General features: G+C 47.4%; 17 protein-coding genes. 6 read left to right on the top strand and 11 right to left on the bottom strand.

Going from position 1 to position 18,821, the window contains the following annotated elements:
- Window positions 1-307: 307 nt before the first annotated feature.
- From mpl to K0I62_RS15975, 5 genes are all read left to right on the top strand, one after another.
- Window positions 308-1,687, top strand: a complete 1,380-nt coding sequence (gene mpl, locus K0I62_RS15995; RefSeq protein WP_220069053.1) for a UDP-N-acetylmuramate:L-alanyl-gamma-D-glutamyl-meso-diaminopimelate ligase — start codon at window positions 308-310, stop codon at window positions 1,685-1,687.
- A gap of 31 nt (window positions 1,688-1,718) precedes the next feature.
- Window positions 1,719-2,378, top strand: a complete 660-nt coding sequence (locus tag K0I62_RS15990) for a flavin prenyltransferase UbiX (RefSeq protein WP_220069052.1) — start codon at window positions 1,719-1,721, stop codon at window positions 2,376-2,378.
- A 19-nt stretch (window positions 2,379-2,397) separates the two neighbouring features.
- Entirely contained in the window at window positions 2,398-2,928 is a 531-nt protein-coding gene (hpt, locus tag K0I62_RS15985) for a hypoxanthine phosphoribosyltransferase (RefSeq protein WP_220069051.1), read from the top strand.
- Window positions 2,929-3,011: 83 nt separating this feature from the next.
- Window positions 3,012-3,950, top strand: coding sequence for an ABC transporter ATP-binding protein (locus K0I62_RS15980; protein WP_220069050.1), 939 nt, complete (start codon window positions 3,012-3,014; stop codon window positions 3,948-3,950).
- A gap of 50 nt (window positions 3,951-4,000) precedes the next feature.
- Window positions 4,001-4,771, top strand: coding sequence for an ABC transporter permease (locus tag K0I62_RS15975; RefSeq protein ID WP_220071419.1), 771 nt, complete (start codon window positions 4,001-4,003; stop codon window positions 4,769-4,771).
- Between the two features lie 43 nt (window positions 4,772-4,814).
- Here K0I62_RS15975 and K0I62_RS15970 read toward each other — a convergent pair whose 3' ends face one another.
- The 11 genes from K0I62_RS15970 to sfsA form a co-directional block, all read right to left on the bottom strand.
- Window positions 4,815-5,135, bottom strand: a complete 321-nt coding sequence (locus K0I62_RS15970; RefSeq protein ID WP_220069049.1) for a DUF4144 domain-containing protein — start codon at window positions 5,133-5,135, stop codon at window positions 4,815-4,817.
- A gap of 60 nt (window positions 5,136-5,195) precedes the next feature.
- Complete coding sequence (locus tag K0I62_RS15965) at window positions 5,196-5,735, bottom strand: DUF4124 domain-containing protein (RefSeq protein WP_220069048.1); 540 nt, start codon at window positions 5,733-5,735, stop codon at window positions 5,196-5,198.
- Window positions 5,736-5,999: 264 nt separating this feature from the next.
- On the bottom strand, window positions 6,000-8,804 hold the full coding sequence (locus tag K0I62_RS15960; RefSeq protein WP_220069047.1) for an FAD-binding and (Fe-S)-binding domain-containing protein: 2,805 nt from the start codon (window positions 8,802-8,804) through the stop codon (window positions 6,000-6,002).
- A 69-nt stretch (window positions 8,805-8,873) separates the two neighbouring features.
- Window positions 8,874-10,517 carry an L-lactate permease gene (locus K0I62_RS15955; RefSeq protein WP_220069046.1) on the bottom strand — a complete coding sequence of 548 codons (1,644 nt, stop codon included), beginning with the start codon at window positions 10,515-10,517 and terminating at the stop codon, window positions 8,874-8,876.
- Between the two features lie 847 nt (window positions 10,518-11,364).
- Window positions 11,365-12,210, bottom strand: coding sequence for a pantoate--beta-alanine ligase (gene panC, locus K0I62_RS15950; protein ID WP_220069045.1), 846 nt, complete (start codon window positions 12,208-12,210; stop codon window positions 11,365-11,367).
- A 14-nt stretch (window positions 12,211-12,224) separates the two neighbouring features.
- Window positions 12,225-13,019, bottom strand: a complete 795-nt coding sequence (gene panB / locus K0I62_RS15945; RefSeq protein ID WP_220069044.1) for a 3-methyl-2-oxobutanoate hydroxymethyltransferase — start codon at window positions 13,017-13,019, stop codon at window positions 12,225-12,227.
- Between the two features lie 78 nt (window positions 13,020-13,097).
- A complete protein-coding gene (gene folK / locus K0I62_RS15940; RefSeq protein WP_220069043.1) occupies window positions 13,098-13,586 on the bottom strand; it encodes a 2-amino-4-hydroxy-6-hydroxymethyldihydropteridine diphosphokinase in 489 nt (162 codons plus the stop codon).
- A complete protein-coding gene (pcnB, locus tag K0I62_RS15935; RefSeq protein ID WP_220071418.1) occupies window positions 13,586-14,974 on the bottom strand; it encodes a polynucleotide adenylyltransferase PcnB in 1,389 nt (462 codons plus the stop codon). The genes folK and pcnB overlap by 1 nt, the downstream gene beginning before the upstream one ends.
- 140 nt (window positions 14,975-15,114) lie before the next feature.
- Entirely contained in the window at window positions 15,115-15,981 is an 867-nt protein-coding gene (gluQRS, locus tag K0I62_RS15930; protein ID WP_220069042.1) for a tRNA glutamyl-Q(34) synthetase GluQRS, read from the bottom strand.
- A gap of 68 nt (window positions 15,982-16,049) precedes the next feature.
- Entirely contained in the window at window positions 16,050-16,493 is a 444-nt protein-coding gene (gene dksA, locus K0I62_RS15925; RefSeq protein WP_220062010.1) for an RNA polymerase-binding protein DksA, read from the bottom strand.
- Window positions 16,494-16,652: 159 nt separating this feature from the next.
- Complete coding sequence (gene sfsA / locus K0I62_RS15920) at window positions 16,653-17,357, bottom strand: DNA/RNA nuclease SfsA (RefSeq protein WP_220069041.1); 705 nt, start codon at window positions 17,355-17,357, stop codon at window positions 16,653-16,655.
- Window positions 17,358-17,524: 167 nt separating this feature from the next.
- On the opposite strand from sfsA, the gene pepB reads away from it, so the two are divergent.
- Window positions 17,525-18,802, top strand: a complete 1,278-nt coding sequence (gene pepB / locus K0I62_RS15915) for an aminopeptidase PepB (protein ID WP_220069040.1) — start codon at window positions 17,525-17,527, stop codon at window positions 18,800-18,802.
- Window positions 18,803-18,821 lie beyond the last annotated feature (19 nt).

The following is an 18,821-nucleotide window of genomic DNA, read 5'->3' as shown; positions in this document are numbered from 1 at the left end:
GATGTGGTTATGCGGTTTTACGACCGAGGTAAGCTTTTCCAAACTTCGTTTGGATTAAGGTCGTGGGTTGAAGACCCACGACTTTCCTCGGCCGTAAGGTCGCATCCCTTTGTGCGGAATGGCATTCCACGATTTATCTCGACCGCAAGGCCGCACTTTCGGCGCTAGCCATTCAAATGCAGTTTGAAAACCACTTCCTAGTGGCTCCAGCCAGAACTCAAATAGTTATTTAAAGTATTGTTAACTGACAATGGCATCCCAAATCGTTAGAATACCGACAGATTATTCCTCATCTAGAGCCAACCCCATGCATGTACATATTCTTGGCATTTGCGGCACCTTTATGGGTGGTCTTGCACTGCTTGCCAGAGCCAATGGTCACAAGGTTACCGGCAGCGATGCCAACGTCTATCCGCCGATGAGCACCCAGCTCGAAGAGCAGGGTATTGAACTGATCCAAGGTTTTGATCCTAGTCAGCTAGGACACAATGAAGATGATGCACCGGATCTGGTGGTGATAGGTAATGCCATGAGTCGCGGTAATCCATGTGTCGAGGCGGTACTGAATCGTGGGTTAAAATACACCTCTGGGCCGCAGTTTTTAGCCGAGCATATTCTGCAGGGGCGCTGGGTATTAGCGGTATCTGGGACTCACGGTAAAACTTCTACTTCGAGTATGTTGGCGTGGATTTTACAAGATTGCGGCTACGAGCCGGGTTTCTTGATTGGCGGTGTGCCGCAAAACTTTGGGGTGTCGGCGCGTCTCGGTGGCTCGCCATTTTTTGTGGTCGAGGCCGATGAATATGACAGTGCGTTTTTCGATAAGCGCTCTAAGTTTGTTCACTATCAACCTCGTACGCTAGTCATCAATAACCTCGAATTCGATCACGCTGATATCTTCGATGACTTAAAAGCGATCCAACGTCAGTTTAATCACGTAATACGTACAGTGCCTGGCCAAGGTAAGGTTATCTGGCCAAGGGATAGCGTTGCCGTGCGTGAGGTGATCGATATGGGTTGCTGGAGTGAGCAGGAAACCTATAGTGTTAATGAGGCCAATACAGGCTGGCACACTGAGCTTCTGAGTGATGATGGTCATAGCTTCGAGCTGTTTTTGGACGGCGAGTCGCAAGGGATCTTAGATTGGCAGTTGATTGGTCAGCACAATGTGGAAAATGCCACCATGGCGATAGCAGCGGCGCGTCATGTGGGCGTTAAGCCTTTGGCGGCGATTGAGGCATTAGCCAAGTTTGCTCCACCTAAGCGCCGAATGGAGCTGATTGGCACGGTCAATGGCATTGAGGTATACGATGATTTTGCCCATCATCCTACAGCGATAGCGACAACCTTACAGGGTTGCCGCGCTAAAGTGGGCGAGGGGCGTATTATAGTGGTGCTTGAGCCGCGATCGAACACCATGAAACGTGGGGTACATAAAGCGACCTTAGCGGGATCTATGGCCCTTGCTGATGCGGCATTTTTATATCAGGCCGATAATATCGATTGGGATGTTGAGGCGGCGATGGCTAGAGCGACATTGCCTGTTGCTGTGCTATACCAAATAGAGGATGTGGTCGAGGCAGTAGCAAGTGAGGCCAAACCCGGTGACACCATTATTGTGATGAGTAACGGCGGCTTTGGTGGCTTACACGGTAAGTTACTCGCTAAGCTAGTGCCTAGTGCCTAGTGCTTAGGTGCTTTCAATTTAAGAGAACAAAATGAATTATCCAAGAAAGGCCAAGGCGATCAGTTTAGCGTGGACCGGGGCATCGGGTGCACCTTATGGGCTTAAATTACTCGAGTGTTTGCTGGTGGCCGACTATCAAGTGTTCTTGATGATATCGAGTGCGGCGCGGGTGGTGCTGGCGACTGAGCATGGTTTACAGCTCAGTGCCAATGGCGATAAAGCCAAGGCGCAGCTGTTGACCTTGTTTGCAGAAAAGGGTGTGGCTATTAGCGGTGAACTGCATGTGCTTGGCAAAGAGGAGTGGTTCTCGCCGCCAGCATCGGGTTCGGCTGCACCTAAACAGATGGTGATCTGTCCCTGCAGCACAGGCACCTTAGCGGCGGTGGCGACCGGAATGAGCAACAGTTTGTTAGAGCGGGCTGCAGATGTCGTAATAAAAGAGCGTGGTCAGTTGATTATGGTGCCAAGAGAAACTCCTTTTAGCAGCATACACTTAGAGCACATGTTGTCCCTGTCTAAACTAGGTGTAACCATAATGCCAGCTGCGCCGGGCTTTTATCATGATCCCAAATCGGTTGAAGATCTGGTAGACTTCATGGTCGCTCGGATTTTAGATCATCTGGGCGTCGACCACGCGTTAACTAAGCGTTGGGGCTATGATAAGCACAGTGCCAGCAATAGCGACCATTAAGACAATTTTTGAGAGTAGTATGAAACACACCATCGAAGTGATGATCTCCGCAGATGAGATTGAGCAACAACTGGATATCCTAGCAGAGCAGATTAACGCGCATTACGCTAATAGCGAGCGTTTGTTAATGGTGGGTCTATTAAAAGGTTCTGTGGTCTTTATGGCCGATCTTTGTCGTCGTATTAAAGGCCATGTGGAGATCGATTTTATGTCGGTATCTAGTTATGGTAATGCGATGAGTAGCTCTCGGGATGTCAAAATCCTTAAAGATGTGCAGTCAGATATCGAAGGCCGCGATGTATTGATCGTTGAAGATCTTATTGATTCTGGTAATACCTTGAACAAGGTACGAGAGATGTTAATGCTACGCGGACCCAAGAGTCTAACCTTGTGCACCTTGCTAGATAAACCAGAGCGCCGCGAAGTGGATGTGCATGTCGATTTTATCGGTTTCACCATTCCTGACGAGTTTATCGTTGGTTATGGTATCGATTATGCTGAGCAATATCGTAACTTGCCTCATATCGCTAAAGTGGTGCCACTCGATTAAGTTCGTCAGTGAATCAAATTTGAAACTCCTGCCCAGTGCGGGAGTTTTTGTTTTATGTTTAACCCAACTAACGGAAGTAAGTAATGACCAACGAGCCATATGCTTTAGTCATCGACTCGCTCAAGAAAACCTATAAAGGCGGTGTCGAAGCGGTAAAAGGAATAAGCCTTAAGGTTAACGCGGGGGATTTCTTTGCCCTGTTAGGCCCTAACGGGGCGGGTAAGTCGACGACCATTGGTATTATCTGTTCCTTGGTACAAAAAAGCGCAGGTAAGGTAAAGGTGTTCGAACACGATATCGATACTCATCTTGAGTTAGCTAAGATGTCGATAGGCTTAGTGCCGCAAGAGTTTAATTTCAACCAGTTTGAAACCGTGCAGCAGATCGTGGTCAATCAGGCAGGATATTTCGGTGTGTCTCGTGATGTGGCCCTGCAGCGAGCGAAGAAGTATTTAAGCCAGCTCGATTTATGGGAGAAGCGTAACTCACCTGCCCGCGCATTATCGGGCGGCATGAAGCGCCGATTGATGATCGCTCGCGCCTTAATGCATGAGCCAAAGTTACTGATCCTCGATGAACCCACCGCTGGCGTCGATATTGAGCTACGTCGCTCCATGTGGACCTTTTTAACCGAGCTTAATAAACAAGGTGTCACTATCATCTTGACCACTCATTACCTTGAAGAAGCGGAGATGCTGTGCCGCAATATCGGTATTATCGATAAAGGGGTATTGGTGGAGTGCACCAGCATGAAATCTTTGCTAAGCCGCTTGAACATGGAAACCTTCGTGTTTGATCTGCGCGACGATCTTAACCAAGCACCTGAGATATCTGGGATTAATTGCCGCTTAATCGATCCGCACACCTTAGAGGTTGATGTGGCCAAAGAGCATAGTATCAACAGTGTGTTTGCTCACCTCAGTGAGCAAGGGATCGAAGTGTTGTCTATGCGCAATAAGGCGAACCGTTTAGAGGAGCTATTTGTTGAGTTGGTTGAGAAAGGTAAGGGGACTGCGCAATGAGTAAACAGATGAATAATCAACTGAGTACAGACACTAGTCAGGTTGCGAACATGAAGCATGTCTATTTCACCGCATTTAAGAGTATCTTGATCAAAGAGATCACCCGTTTTACCCGTATTTGGGTACAAACCTTAGTACCGCCCGCAATCTCTATGACCCTGTATTTTCTTATTTTTGGTAACTTAGTCGGTAAGCGCATCGGTGAGATGGGTGGGGTTACCTATATGGAGTTTATTGCTCCTGGTCTTATCATGATGTCGGTGATCACCGCATCCTATTCCAACGTCGCCTCCTCGTTTTTTAGCGCTAAGTTTCAGCGCAACCTCGAAGAGTTGATTGTCGCGCCTGTGCCTCACTATGTGATGATTGCCGGTTATGTGGGGGGCGGTGTGGCGCGGGGTTTGTGTGTCGGCACCATTGTCACTTTAGTCGCCATGTTTTTCGTTGATATTAGTCTGCATCATGCAGGGCTTGTGGCGATCACCGTGTTACTTACCGCAGTGCTGTTTGCCCTTGGCGGACTGATTAATGCCGTGTTTGCTAAGAGTTATGATGATATCAGCATCGTTCCCACCTTTGTGTTAACGCCGCTAACCTATTTGGGCGGGGTGTTTTATTCGCTGAGTCTGTTGCCTGACTTTTGGCAAGGGGTGTCGCAGCTTAACCCTGTGGTCTATATGATTAACGTATTCCGTTATGGGTTCTTAGGTTACGCCGATATCAGCATTCCGTTATCGATCGCGATTATGGTGGGCTTTTGTACCGCGCTATGGGCTGTTGCTTATTACCTGATTAGCCGCGGCATAGGCCTACGTAGCTAAATTGATAGCGTTTAAAATCTCTTACTCGTTCCTAGATGTTAGCTTATAGGAACGAGTGCTCCTCCAAATAAGTCATCATGTCGAACACTTGGACTATGTTGTTAGCCCCAAGTTTGGCCGTACAACAGTGGCCATTAAGGCCGGCATGGGCGCGAACCCAGTCGATAATAGCAGCTAGACTTATCTGTTCCGTTGCAAGATAGAATGCCTCGCCTTGCCACTGATAGCTGTGACCTTGGCTATCGATGATTTGTAATTCTTGTGGGTAAAGATGGGCCGTTTCTTGCTGCCATTGGGCTAGGTTTTCGAGCAGTTGTAGCTCGGGCTGTTGTGGGTGCTTGATGAGTATCGGCCACTGTAGCATTAAGTTACCTGTTATTTGGGGCTTCTGACGTTACCCGAGCTTAATCAATATATCTTGCTATTATTGCTGCTTAGCTTCGGCGGTGGGACTCGCGTTCTCATCTTCGATTGATTCGGCTTGGATCTTAGCTTGATGCTGTTTTAGTACGTCTATTGCGTCAATGTTAATCTGAATCAAATTATCGAAGTGGGCATTCATCTCGTCGATCTTGGCAATAAACTCAGGATCATCTTTAGCTTGCTTTTGCCAGTAACGCTTGCGATCTAGCTTCTGTTTTTCGCTGGCGCGTAGGATCTCGTAATAGCTGTTTTCCTGCTTAAGACGATAGATCTCGCTGCCAATTAGTAGCAATAGTTTCTCTTTGGAGATGGTGTTTTTGGTTAGCAGAGCGTGCAGAGGATCGACGGACTGTCGCTTTTTATCTGTGTCGGTTTCTGTGGTGATCCCAAGTTGATACTGAATTTCATGTTGGCGAAACTCTTTAGGGCAAGATGACTGGCTGAAGACAATTTTGTCTCCTTTTATACACTTATAAATGCTATTAGCATGAGCACCCATAGATAGCATCATGAAAGTGAGCGTCAGGAGCAGTTTTCCCATTTGGCGATATATCCTCTATCAGCCTAAAAAGACGGTTTATTAATTACATTAGTCGATGGAAGACATTTATTGGCAGTGCCATACATCCCTATTTCCTCCATTAAACTCCCTTACTATGGCGCAAGTCGACTGTTAACACCAGTATTTGTGAAGTTAAATAACTGTAATCGCGGCAAATGATACCAGAAATAAAAAACCGCGATATAAAATCAATTCATATCGCGGAGTTTGCTTGGGTGGGGTTATTTAAAACCTCATTTGTGACTAACGGCTACACTCTTCTAGAAGGTAAGCCAAATGACGATACGAGATACCGCTGTGATGTGATAGACCCACTTCACACATACGGTTAGCGTAATAGCCCTCTTTGATATCGACAGGGATCAGTTTCTTAATGTTACGCAGCGCACTGGCGTTCATCTCAGGCTTGTACAAGCCTTTCTCGCCAGCATAACCACAACACTCGATGCCTTCAGGTAGCTTAACGCCTGCACTACAGGCATCGGCTAACGCTTGCATCTTAGGCTCAAGCTTCATCTTACGCGCACTACAACCAAAGTGCAGCGCGATGTTGACCTTCTTGGTGAAGGTGAGCTTAGGCATGATCTTGTCGTGCATAAACTCAACCAGATCGGTGATCTCTACCTTAGGATTACCTGTTAGGGTGCGGTAAGTACAAGATAGTGCATCAACTACTACTGGCACTTTGCCATTATCGCTTAGTGCGCTTAGGGCATCGATCAGCTCGTCGCGCTTAGCATCGGCATTTTTAAAGTCGCCTTTTGATTCCCACATCTGACCGCAGCATAGATGACGGGTATTCTCTGGGGTAACGACGTTATAGCCCGCACGTTCAAGTAAGGTAACCACGACATCGGGTAGGGTACGATTGTCTGGGTCTAGTGGTGTTGGACCGAAAGTTCGACCGCCACATGCTGGGAAGTAGACCACGGTTTCTTTATCGGGAGATGCTGGTGATGGCGTAGGCAGATTACCGCCTTTAGCGAAATCAGGATTCCAGTAAGGCACCTCTTTAGTCACCATGCGGCCAACGTTCATCAGTCCGTTTGTGACTTTGTCACCGGTGACCTTATGGATGATGTTGAGTATATTGAAACCTGTGCTGATCACTTGGTTTACTGCGCCAAAATGTTTGGCTTGGAAATCCAGTACTTTCTGCTCAGTGGTCGTGATATAAGGTGTACGTAGCTTACGCACCAGGTTCCCCATGCTGTTATCGACAGGGCAAGCAATGGTACATAGCTGACAGGCGGCACAGGTATCAACCACATCATATTTAGCGGCTGCACGCATCTCTTCTGCCGCTTGTTTATCACCTGAGGCTTCGAGACGAGCAATTTCACGTAAGGTCGCGATGCGCTGACGTGGCGTGAAGTTAAGCGCCGAGGTTGGACAGGTCTTCTCACAGAAACCACACTCGATACACTTATCGACATAGTCATCGACCACAGGACAAGGTTTGATGTTCTTCACGTGCACATTGGCGTCATCGTTCAGTATTACGCCTGGGTTAAGTAGCCCTTGTGGATCGAAGATATGCTTGATGCGCTTCATCAAGGTGTAAGCATCAGCCCCCCATTCCATCTCGACAAATGGCGCGACCGCACGACCCGTTCCGTGCTCTGCTTTCATTGAGCCATCGTACTTGTCGATAACCATTTCTGCCACATCTTGCATAAAGGCGTGGAAACGGTTGATATCGTCTTGTGAGGCGAAGGTTGGCGTAATAATAAAGTGGAAGTTACCCGCTAGCGCGTGACCATAGATCACCCCTTCAGGGTAGCCATGTTTATGGAATAGCGCGGTTAAGTCACTCGCTGCGTTGGCTAAATGTTGTAGCTCAAACGCGACATCTTCGATAATAACCGAGGTCCCTTTTGGACGTTCGCCACCAATGATGGGGAACAAACCAGAACGCATTGCCCAGTATTTGCTGTAAACCTCTGGATCGTTACTGAAGGTGATTGGACGCTCAGTTTCGATATGAGCAAGCTTAGCGATCACATCTTGAGTGTAACGATTAAGAGTGTCTTCATCGTTAGCACGGGATTCAATCAACAGAATTGCCGCCCCCTCGGGAAGTTCACTTAACCACTCAGGCATCCCTTTCTTGCCTGTGACGGACTTAATCGATGCCCAGTCGAGTAGTTCTGCCGCTGCAACGCTTTCGCACTTAATTGGTGGGATAGCACTTGCCGCATCGACCATGTTGTAAAATACCGCCATGGCAGATGCTTTAAACTTAGCTTCTTCAACCGTGTCGTAGGTTACTTCTTCTACGAATGCGAGTGTGCCTTCTGAGCCCACGATTAAGTGGTTGATTAAATCGAATGGATCGGTGAAATCAACTAAAGCGTTAATGCTGTAGCCCGTGGTATTTTTGATTGAGAACTTTTTACGAATACGGTTAGCTAACACTTCGTTATTACGAGTCAATTGGCTTAATTCGGTCAACTCGTTAAGTAGGTCTTTATGGCTGGCAGCAAAGGCTGCTTTTGATTTCTCACACCCTGTATCAAGCTCGGTGCCATCGGCAAACAGCAGTTTGGCTGATGAGATGGTTTGATAGCTGTTTTGCGCCGTACCACAACACATCCCCGAAGCGTTATTGGCGACGATACCACCGACCATCGCTGAGGCTAAGGTTGCTGGATCGGGGCCAATTTTTTTACTAAAAGGCTTTAGTGCCATGTTGGCATCGCTACCAATCACCGCCGCACCTAATGAGATCTTTTGTTTATCTTCGCTGATAGTAATTTTTCTAAAACCATCATGGCCCAAGATCAACAAAATACCTTCACCAATTGCTTGACCCGATAAACTGGTACCTGCGGCGCGGAAGGTGATAGGCGCCTGATGATTACGGGCAACCTCTAGGGTTTGTTTGGCTTGCTCTAATGTTTCTGCGTGTACGACCACTTCAGGAACAATACGGAAATAACTGGCATCGGTTGACCAGGCAAAACGGCGCACCGCATCGTCGGTGACCGCATCTTGGCCCAGTTTTTCTCGTAAATCTGCGACAACAGCTGAATAGTTAATCGACATAACATTACTCTTTATTTTAACGGGTAAAAAGGCAAGCAATGACTTGCTTGCCTCCCTGAGAATTAATACTTAGAAACCGCCCCATGCCGCCGCAATCGTACCGGCGATTAAGGCATAACCAAGCGCGATAGGCATGGTTTTACGAATAATTTCAGATTCCCTACCAGCCATACCAACAACCGTTGCCGCTGCGACCACGTTCATCACACACATCATGTTACCCGCATTAGCACCTATGCCTTGTAGGGCAAGTACCATAGCGTGGTTCATGCCGATGTTGTCGGCTACGCTGTATTGTAGGCCAGAGAACATCATGTTGGAGAAAGTTGCAGAGCCAGATAGGAAGGCACCGAAGATACCCACAATCGGTGACATCCAAGACCATACCGCGCCCATTGAGCCGGCAAGCATGTCAGCTAGCGCCACAGGCATAGAGGCTAAACCAGATTCATTTGCCCCTGAGTTGAGGAAGATCTTCACCATAGGAACCGAAGCGCCTAGAGAGATAATCGTTGGCAGCATAGATTTGCAAGAGACGGTGAAAGACTCTTTTATTGCTGGCGATTTCATCTTAAATAGGAAGAAACCAAGGATACAGACAAGCACGAAGAAAGCGCCTGGTGCGTAGAGCGTGGCAAAGCCCGCTTTAAGTTCGGTGCCGAGTAAACCAGTCCAGCTGATGTTAAAGCTAGTTAACCAAGATTTGAGTGGGGCCACGGTGCGAGAAAGAACCAGCAGCGCCGCCATAATGATATAGGGTGTCCATGCCGCAACTTGAGAGAAATGAGCTTTAGTCTCGATTTTGTTCTGCTCTTGGTTGTCATTCTCGGCAAAGTCGTTCCAAGGTGTAGCAGGTAGTAAATAACCTTTTCGAGCAACAGGAATCACTAAGGCCATACCTACAAGCGCACCGATCACCGATGGGAACTCTGGGCCGGCGAAGAAGTTGATGAGCCAAGCTGGAACAGTGAATGCTAGACCTGCAAACAGGGCAAACTTCCAAATGGCTAAGCCTTCCTTAAATGATTTGTTGCGACCGAAGAAGCCAGTCAGTACAGAAACCAATACTAAGGGGATCAAGGTGCCTGTGATCAAATCAATCGTGATCATGTGCATCGCGATAAACTGAGCATAGTCAGCGAAGTGACCGCCATGTTCGGCAATCTGTTCAGCGGCCATACTCACACCGCCTGACATCAATCCCTGCTCCATACCAAACAATACAGGTAGGCCAATCGCACCAAACGACACGCTGGTTGAGTCAGCAATCAAAGCGACTACGGCTGCGGCAATAGGGGGGACACCGAGCAGCACTAGCAGTGGTGCACCGATTGCCGCTGGAGTACCAAAACCAGCTGAACCTTCGATGAATGAGCCAAATAACCAACAGATGATAACCACTTGTACGCGAGCATCACCACTGATATTAGTGAATCCTGCACGAATGGTGTCCATAGCGCCCGAGTATTTTAGGGTGTTTAGTAGGAACACTGCACCGAAGATGATAGTCAACGGCGTTAGGGCTGAAAGTAGCCCTTCGACCACAGATGCGCCAAGTATTGTGGTGTCCATCTGCCAGATAAAGACGGCGGCTAAACCTGTCATTACCATAGAGATCGGCATCGCGCGCGACGCTGGCATTTTTAGCAGTACCAAAAATAGCATAACGCTGATTACTGGCGTTAAACTGGCGAGCAGTTCAAGTAGGGTCATGATTGCCTCTTACTGTCTTTACTTGTGGGTTCTAATTTTGTTAGGGCTGGCTCAATTGATACAGCACCGTGCTTGGTTTGGCTTAATTATTTCATTGGTCAATTAAGCTTTGATGCGTACTAAACGCTAATTCACCAAAAGCAAATATGATCTAGATCATCTTGTATTGATTATGTATGAGGAGATGGAGTGTGTGTGAGCTTAGTCTGTTGAGGTGGGGGTAAAGTGTGATCTGGCTCACTGGTCTGCGCAGTTTGTTATAACTAAATGGAATTAAAAGTAGCTAGTGTAATCAGATAAGCTGTTTTTTCGGGAGTTTTTACTCTAAAAGGCTATCATTTATGGAAATATCTGATCTTATAATTTCAGTTTAGAATTCATTAATGAAAGCGCTGTTTTTTCGCAAGAGTGATCTAAATCACTCTGTTAATCATTGGTTGTAGGTTGTATTTGTTGGTAAAAAGGTATTACCAGTATTATTCAGTGAGTTAGTCATTATCTGCAAAATTTCACACCCGATCCGTGTAAACATTATGTATGTGCTTTCGATCTAGCTCATTTTATGCATTTTTCTCAAATAGGTAATTTTATTTCTGGTTTTCGGCGACTGAAGCTAAATTCGTCTGCACCAATTTGGGGCGAAAAAAGTCATTTTGTGAGATGAAGATGAAGTAGCGATGCAATAATGGGGCTAGGTTTGGTTGAATTGTAGCCATTATCGCTAAGGGAATAAAACGAGGAACTCAGGTTTTTGCTCCTCGTTTTATTGGTCAAATGACAAGCTAAAGGAGGCGAACGATAGCTATCAAGTAGTATTGACTCGGCCAACCTTGGCTCATTTTAGTGGCTAGCGCTGAAATGTCAGATTATCAATCAGGCGCGTTGTCCCCATATAGGCGGCAGCTACGATCACAAGCTTATTATCTTGGTCGTTTACTTCATGGAGATTATTGGCGTTACGTACCGCCAGATAATCGGGTTTAAAACCTGCTTGCATCAATTTTGACTCTGCTGCTTGCACTACATTAGGGATCGCTTCACCGCGGCGAATCGCGTCAGCTATTGTATCCATGGTTTGCTTAAGTGTAGCGGCCTGAAGCTTTTGTTCTGTACTTAAGTAACCATTACGCGAACTCATGGCTAAACCTGTTTGCTCTCGTATGGTATCGACCCCGATGACATTAATTGGTAATGAAAGATCCTCCACCATGGTTTTAATCACCATGAGTTGCTGAAAATCTTTGTTGCCAAACAAGGCGGTATCAGGTTGAACAATATTAAATAGCTTACAGACGATGGTTGCTACGCCTCGGAAATGACCTGGACGGCTAGCGCCACAGAGTTCGTCTGAGATCTTAGGAACTTCAACGAAAGTCTGTTTATCCATATCTTTGGGGTACATGGTCTCTGGTGTTGGGATAAATAGCAGCTCTACACCAGCATCTATTAACGCCGCCTTATCGGCATCTAAGGTGCGAGGATAGGCGTCGAGATCTTCATTTTCTCCAAATTGCATGGGGTTCACGAAGATTGAGACAACGACGTGGTCAGCATGCTTAGCGGCTTCCTTTACTAAGGTAATATGGCCTAGATGCAGATTACCCATGGTTGGAACAAACGCTACTGTTTCACCTTGGCGTTTCCAAAGACGCACTTGCTCTCTGATTTGAGCGATATCTTGAGTGGTAAACATCTTTACTACTTACCTTAGCTAAACGTATGTTCGCTGCTGGGAAAGGTGCCGTTAGCCACCTCTTTAATATAAGCGCGAATGGCGCTACGAATTTCGCCCGTTTGGGCTAAATAGTTTTTCGAAAAGCGAGGAATATAGCCACTAGAAATACCTAGCACATCATGCATGACCAAAATCTGACCATCGGTATCAGCACCTGCACCGATACCAATAACCGGGATGGTTAGCGCTTCGGTGATGGTCTTTGCGAGGGCGGCAGGAATGCACTCTACCACTAATAACTGCGCGCCAGCAGCCTCAAGGGCTTTGGCTTCATCTAAGATCCGCTGTGCATTATCAGCGTCACGTCCTTGGACTTTAAAGCCCCCAAACACATGAACAGACTGAGGCGTCAGGCCTAAATGAGCACAGACGGGAATGCCGCGTTCGGTGAGTTTAGTGACGGTTTCAAGCAGCCAATGACCGCCTTCGACCTTAACCATATTCGCGCCAGCTTGCATCAAGACAGTGGCATTGGTCATCGCCTGATCAGGCGTGGCGTAGCTCATGAAGGGCATATCTGCTATCAGCAAGGCACGTTTGATACCGCGGCGCACACAGCGCGTGTGATAGGCGATATCTTCAATGGTGACAGGCAAGGTGTCATCATGACCTTGAAGTACCATCCCTAATGAGTCACCAACAAGCAGGACATCGATTCCTTCACTGTCGAATGCACCAGCAAAACTGGCATCATAGGCGGTGATTGAAGTGAACTTTTTTCCTTCCTGCTTAAATTTAAGCAGGGTAGAGCTAGTTATCTTAGACATAATGATGGTCTTAAATGTGATTTAAAAAGGATTCTGTATTCACAGTAGTCTGCTTTATAAGCTAACTGTGGCTTAAGTTCAATGATCTGTACCGAGTTGTTTCACTTCGGCTCGGAGATTGTCATTGATTAATGCGGCGATTGGCGTGCCGCAAGGCAATATCAGTTGTGGTGCTAGGTCGCTTAAGGGAACCAATACGAAACTACGTTGTTTCATCCCATAGTGGGGCACAGTTAATCGCGGTAATGAGAGTTGCTCATCGCCATACAGCAGAAGATCGAGATCTAGGGTTCTCGCGCCCCAGCGCACATTGCGTACTCGTCCCTGTTGTTGCTCGATAGTTTGTAAGGCATCAAGCAGTTCAATGGGGGCTAATTGAGTTGTGAGGCAAGCGACGGCATTGATATAGTCGGGCTGTTCAATCTCCCCCATAGGGGCGCTACGATAGTAGGGAGACACTTGCACATTCGCATCTTCTGCGAGCGAACGGAGTGCGACAATCGCGTCATCGAGTTGCTCTTTGGGGGACTCAAGATTAGCCCCCAATGCGATATAAACCCGGATCATTATTCTTCTGGTTTAATGGTTTTTTTCGGGGAGCGGCGACGACGATTGTTATTACGGTTGCGACTGCCTTTGGCTGTGCTGCGGGCGATCACGCTACGCTGCTCTTCATTGCCCTCAACGAAACTCTTCCACCATGCCGCCGACTTGGATAGATTACCGCCCTCGGCTTCGGCGCGAAGTAACAGAAGATCATAGGCTGCGCGGAACTTAGGATGCTCAATGAACTTAAATGCGCGAGTGCCTTGATTACGGTCGAAACGTAATTGTAACTGCCAAATATCTTTAGCTGGCGTGCTAAAACGACGGGGAATACTGATTGAGCGACATTGCTGCTCCATCACATCGCCCATTGCGGCATAGAATGCATCATAAGTACTTAGGCCGCTTTCTACTGCAATATCATCGGCGCGTTGACTGAGTGGATACCATAAAATCGCCGCATAGAAGAAGGCTGGTGTGACTGTTTTATCGGCCTGTACCCGTTGATCTGTGTTACGCATGATGGCGTTGTTCATCTTAGTTGCAGGCCCGTGAGGGTCTTCTACTAAGACATTTTCAACTAATGGGAATAGCGGTTCAAATAAACCATATTCACGCATCATAGTGTAGTTATTCTGTGCTTGACCGTTAAAGAAGAGTTTCAATACTTCTTCATACATGCGAGCGGCTGGAATATCTTTAAGTAGTGGCGCGAGTTCATAGATAGGCTCGGCAGCATCTTTATCTATTTGCATTCCTAGCTTAGTGGCAAAACGCACGGCTCTAAGCATACGAACCGGATCTTCTCGGTAGCGTTTCTGCGGATCGCCAATCAGACGTAGGGTGCGAGACTCTAAATCTTGTAGTCCACCACCATAGCTGTGGATAGAGAAGTCACTGATATCGTAATAGAGGGCATTAACGGTAAAGTCGCGGCGCTCTGCATCTTCATCTATGGTGCCATAGACGTTGTCGCGCAGTAGTCGACCTTCGGCATTGACCTTAGAGATCTTCTCTTCGTTGTCGACATGGTGGCCACGTAGAGTCGCCACTTCGATAACATCACGGCCAAAGACGATATGGGCGAGACGGAATCTACGGCCAACGAGGCGACAGTTTCGAAATAATCTTTTTATCTCTTCTGGCGTAGCATTGGTGACTACGTCGAAATCCTTAGGTTTAAGGCCCAGTAAAATGTCACGTACTCCACCACCGACAAGATAGGCTTTAAAGCCTGCTTTATGGAGTCGGTAGAGTACCTTTATAGCGTTTTCGCTAATCTGCTTACGAGAAATTGCATGATTTTTTCTTGCAACTACTTCCAAGCTTAGTCCCGCTTGTGTGGTTTCTGTTGTGTTTTGATTGTCGTCAAAAAGCTGCTTACAGAATTGACTAATACGGCGAAAAATAGGACACCTCGAACATGGATCTTAACTAAGGGTTAAAATAAGGCCGCTATCATAACCCAAATATGGGTTAAAGAGTATACCCATAGGAGGGGCTTAAGTGTGGCTTTCGTGATGGGGTTAGTGTTTAGGCTGCGCCACGGTTACAGTATTATCTGTTGTTGTTTAGGAATGGCATCCAAATTAAATTGTGTAACGGCTTGAGCGAGCATGATCTCTGGCGCATCGATATCGACACAGGGTTGACCTAAGAAGCGAAGCGCGGCCTGAATGCTTTGCTGTGGTGCACGGTTATCGATCGCTGGCGCATGGTTTTGTTTAGACAATTTGCGTCCCAGTTCGGCGCAGGCCAGTGGCAGGTGAAGCCAATTTGGCGTGTGATATTCAAATAGGTTAAACAGGGTCGCTTGGCGGGCGCTGGATGTGAGCAGATCGCAGCCGCGCACCACTTCGGTGATCCCTTGAAATGCATCATCCATGACGACCGCTAATTGATAGGCATAAAGGCCATCACGGCGTTTGATAATAAAGTCTTCGCCGGCAAAATCCTCATCAACCTCAATTTGTCCCATAAGCTGGTCGGTAAACTGAGCTATGGGTTGATGGTTGCGAATGCGTATTGCACCTTCATTTAAGGCGGGTGTTAGCCGACCACATCGGCCATCGTAACAGTGTCCCATTGCTTGGATCTGCTTGCGGGTACATTGGCAATAATAGGCTTTATCTTGGCTAAGCAGTTGCTGCAACTGAGCCTCGTAATCGCCCAAGCGCGAGCTCTGAAATAGCACGCTATCGTCCCAATGTAGGCCGTAAGCGTCCAGTGTCGATAAGATCCCTTGGCTTGCGCCTTCAACTTCTCTAGGAGGATCGATATCTTCAATGCGCACTAGCCACTTACCCTGCAGTGCGCGGGCACGTAAATAACTGCCGAGGGCAGCAATCAATGATCCGAAATGGAGAGGACCCGAAGGTGAGGGGGCGAAACGACCAATGTAGGCTTTAGAGTGCACGTTGCAGCCTTTGCAAAAAGCGGATACTAAAAAGCGGGGATAAACCCCGCTTCCATTAAAAAGTCAGACTAGCCAGCCATCTGCTTTTCTTTAATCTCTGCAAGAGTCTTACAATCGATACACTGATCGGCTGTTGGACGCGCTTCGAGACGACGGATACCGATCTCGATACCGCAAGAGTCACAGAAACCAAAATCATCATCTTCGATTTTCTGTAGCGTCTTTTCGATCTTCTTGATCAGTTTGCGTTCTCTGTCTCGTGCACGAAGTTCTAAGCTGAACTCCTCTTCTTGAGCTGCACGATCCACTGGATCTGGGAAGTTAGCAGCTTCATCTTGCATATGACTAAGAGTACGGTCGACCTCTTCACGAAGCTGGCCACGCCATGCATCGAGAATTTTCTTGAAGTGATTCAGTTGAGCGTCATTCATGTACTCCTCACCGGGTTTTTCCTGGTAAGGATCTACTCCTGCGATAGCGAGTACGCCAAGTTTTTTAGTGCCTTCAGGCATAACGCATCTCCTGTTAATCATTTGCGTTGTAGGACGGCTTTCAATAAAGGCCGATATCTATATCAGAATCTTATATACCACGCAAATTTTTTATGCTGCGGTTTATCTATCTTCTGACTATGTCCTCTATTTAGCATTTATTCAACTTTTACCGCTCATTTACAGTTTGACAGGGCAGGATTTAGTCAAGTAGGCGCCTTGGACCGACATTTCGGTGCTATAGGCGAGTACTTCAACGCCAGCTTGATGGGCTTTTTGCAATAGTTCGCTGTAGTGGGGATCGATATGTTGCGCTGCCGTGACAGAGGCGATCCCTGTGTGCTGAACCACAAATAACAGTACCGCCCTATGACCTAGTGCCACCATCTCCATTAGTTCTCTGAGGTGTTTTTGTCCGCGGGTGGTGACGGCGTCGGGAAAGTAACCCTGACCCTCTTCTAAGAGGGTGCAACTTTTAACTTCTATATAGCAGAGCCCTAATTGGGGATCATCTAACAATAGATCGATACGACTATTTTCGCTGCCATATTTGACCTCTCTGCGCAGATTGGCGTAGCCCGAGAGTTCACTGATGACATTATTGGCGATCGCTTCGGCGGCGAGTTCATTGGCTCGGCCGGTGTTGATACCTATGATATCGCCAGCATCGGTTTGCGCCTGCTCCCAAGTATAAGGGTATTTTCGCTTGGGATTGTCAGATGTTGAGAACCAGACTTTTTCTCCGGGGAATAAGCAGTTGCGCATCGAACCAGTATTTGGGCAGTGGATGGTTATCACGCTGCCATCTTTGAGTTCGACGTCAGCTAAAAATCGTTTGTAACGTTTAATTAAAATACCTTGTTCGAATGTTGGACTAAAAAGCATACTCTGCACGGCTATACATGGGCGATAACCGCAGGTTATCAGAAAGCCTAGATTGACACTAATTGATAGGTGATGATCTGATTTCAGTTGGGTTATACTTGGTCGCAAAAATTCAGCTCGAGCGATCAACAGAGCCTAATAATAGCGGTACAAAACAAGGAATCAATATGAGCGACGCGATGAAGATTTTTCTGACTAACGACGCACCAGCGGCCCACTGGGGCACGGCTGATGTAACATTTACCCAAGATCAAGCCAGAATCCATTTACAGGCCGGTGATCAGTTGCGTCAGGTACAGCAAGCTGCGCGTAAGATTCGTAGTCAAGGCCTCTCAGAGGTTGTGTTGAGTGGTATAGATTGGGATCTTAACAGTCAGTGGGCGTTTGCGCTTGGATTTGCTACCGCTAAGGCTGAGGGAAAGATTCACTGGAGTGGTGATGAGGCTTTGCAAGCGGCGTTAAATGCTCGTCTTGAGAGTGCTAATTTTGCCAGACACTTAATCAATGAAACGCCTGAAAATTTATCCCCCGTGAGTTTAGCGACTCAAGCGGCTAAATGGTTAGCCAAACTAGGTGGTGATAAAGTGACTTACCGCATTATCGAAGGTGAGGCGTTACTTGAACATAAGTGGATCGGTATTCATGCCGTTGGTCGTGGTAGTGAGCGTCCACCCGCATTATTAGAGCTGGATTTCAATCCGTTAGATGTCGATGCCCCTGTTTCTGCGGCGCTCGTGGGTAAAGGGATCACCTTTGATTCGGGTGGATACAGCATCAAGGCGTCTGAAGGTATGCTAGGGATGAAGTGCGATATGGGCGGTGCGGCAACAGTGACCGCTGCACTGGGCTTGGCGATTAAATCAGGGCTGAATAAACGCGTTAAGTTGTTCCTTTGTTGCGCCGAGAATTTGATCAGTGGCCATGCATACAAGTTAGGCGACATTTTGACCTACAAAAATGGTGTTTCAGTTGAAGTGGTTAACACCGATGCCGAAGGTCGTTTAGTCCTTGCCGATGGCTTGCAAGCAGCGTCAGAGACTGGTGCTCCGCTGATTATCGACGCAGCAACCTTGACTGGTGCAGCGGTAATGGCGGTGGGAACCAATTACAATGCGATTTTCTCGCCAAGCAGCGAATTATTAATGCGTGCTCAAAATAAGGCTTCTGCAGTGGCAGAGCGAGTATGGCCATTACCATTAGATCCTTGGCATAAAGAGATGTGTCCATCGCCTTACGCGGATACGGCTAATAGCCGTCCTGTCAAAGGTGGCGGGGCGGGTGGTGCGTCAAATGCGGCCGGTTTCCTATGGCGATTTGTATCACCCGATGCACAATGGTTGCACCTTGATTTGGCCGCGGCCTTTGCCGATACCGCTAATGGTTTATGGGCAGCGGGTGCGACAACTCACGGCATGTTAACCATTGCGGGTCTATTAGAAGATTAAGCTGAGTTGATGAGACTAA

It is taken from the genome of Shewanella psychrotolerans (assembly GCF_019457595.1).
In the GTDB taxonomy this organism is placed as follows: domain Bacteria; phylum Pseudomonadota; class Gammaproteobacteria; order Enterobacterales; family Shewanellaceae; genus Shewanella; species Shewanella psychrotolerans.
Note: the sequence above shows the minus strand (reverse complement) of the source record. Positions and strands in the feature narration are given on the sequence as shown.

Bases quoted from the DNA above. Each gene is read 5' to 3' on its own strand.
- K0I62_RS15960 (WP_220069047.1), bottom strand. From the start codon at position 8,804: ATGTCGATTAACTATTCAGCTGTTGTCGCAGATTTACGAGAAAAACTG.
- sfsA (WP_220069041.1), bottom strand. From the start codon at position 17,357: ATGCTTTTTAGTCCAACATTCGAACAAGGTATTTTAATTAAACGTTAC.
- hpt (WP_220069051.1), top strand. From the start codon at position 2,398: ATGAAACACACCATCGAAGTGATGATCTCCGCAGATGAGATTGAGCAA.
- panC (WP_220069045.1), bottom strand. From the start codon at position 12,210: ATGTTTACCACTCAAGATATCGCTCAAATCAGAGAGCAAGTGCGTCTT.
- pepB (WP_220069040.1), top strand. From the start codon at position 17,525: ATGAGCGACGCGATGAAGATTTTTCTGACTAACGACGCACCAGCGGCC.
- K0I62_RS15980 (WP_220069050.1), top strand. From the start codon at position 3,012: ATGACCAACGAGCCATATGCTTTAGTCATCGACTCGCTCAAGAAAACC.
- folK (WP_220069043.1), bottom strand. From the start codon at position 13,586: ATGATCCGGGTTTATATCGCATTGGGGGCTAATCTTGAGTCCCCCAAA.
- K0I62_RS15955 (WP_220069046.1), bottom strand. From the start codon at position 10,517: ATGACCCTACTTGAACTGCTCGCCAGTTTAACGCCAGTAATCAGCGTT.
- dksA (WP_220062010.1), bottom strand. From the start codon at position 16,493: ATGCCTGAAGGCACTAAAAAACTTGGCGTACTCGCTATCGCAGGAGTA.
- K0I62_RS15965 (WP_220069048.1), bottom strand. From the start codon at position 5,735: ATGGGAAAACTGCTCCTGACGCTCACTTTCATGATGCTATCTATGGGT.
- K0I62_RS15970 (WP_220069049.1), bottom strand. From the start codon at position 5,135: ATGCTACAGTGGCCGATACTCATCAAGCACCCACAACAGCCCGAGCTA.
- K0I62_RS15975 (WP_220071419.1), top strand. From the start codon at position 4,001: ATGAAGCATGTCTATTTCACCGCATTTAAGAGTATCTTGATCAAAGAG.
- K0I62_RS15990 (WP_220069052.1), top strand. From the start codon at position 1,719: ATGAATTATCCAAGAAAGGCCAAGGCGATCAGTTTAGCGTGGACCGGG.
- panB (WP_220069044.1), bottom strand. From the start codon at position 13,019: ATGTCTAAGATAACTAGCTCTACCCTGCTTAAATTTAAGCAGGAAGGA.
- mpl (WP_220069053.1), top strand. From the start codon at position 308: ATGCATGTACATATTCTTGGCATTTGCGGCACCTTTATGGGTGGTCTT.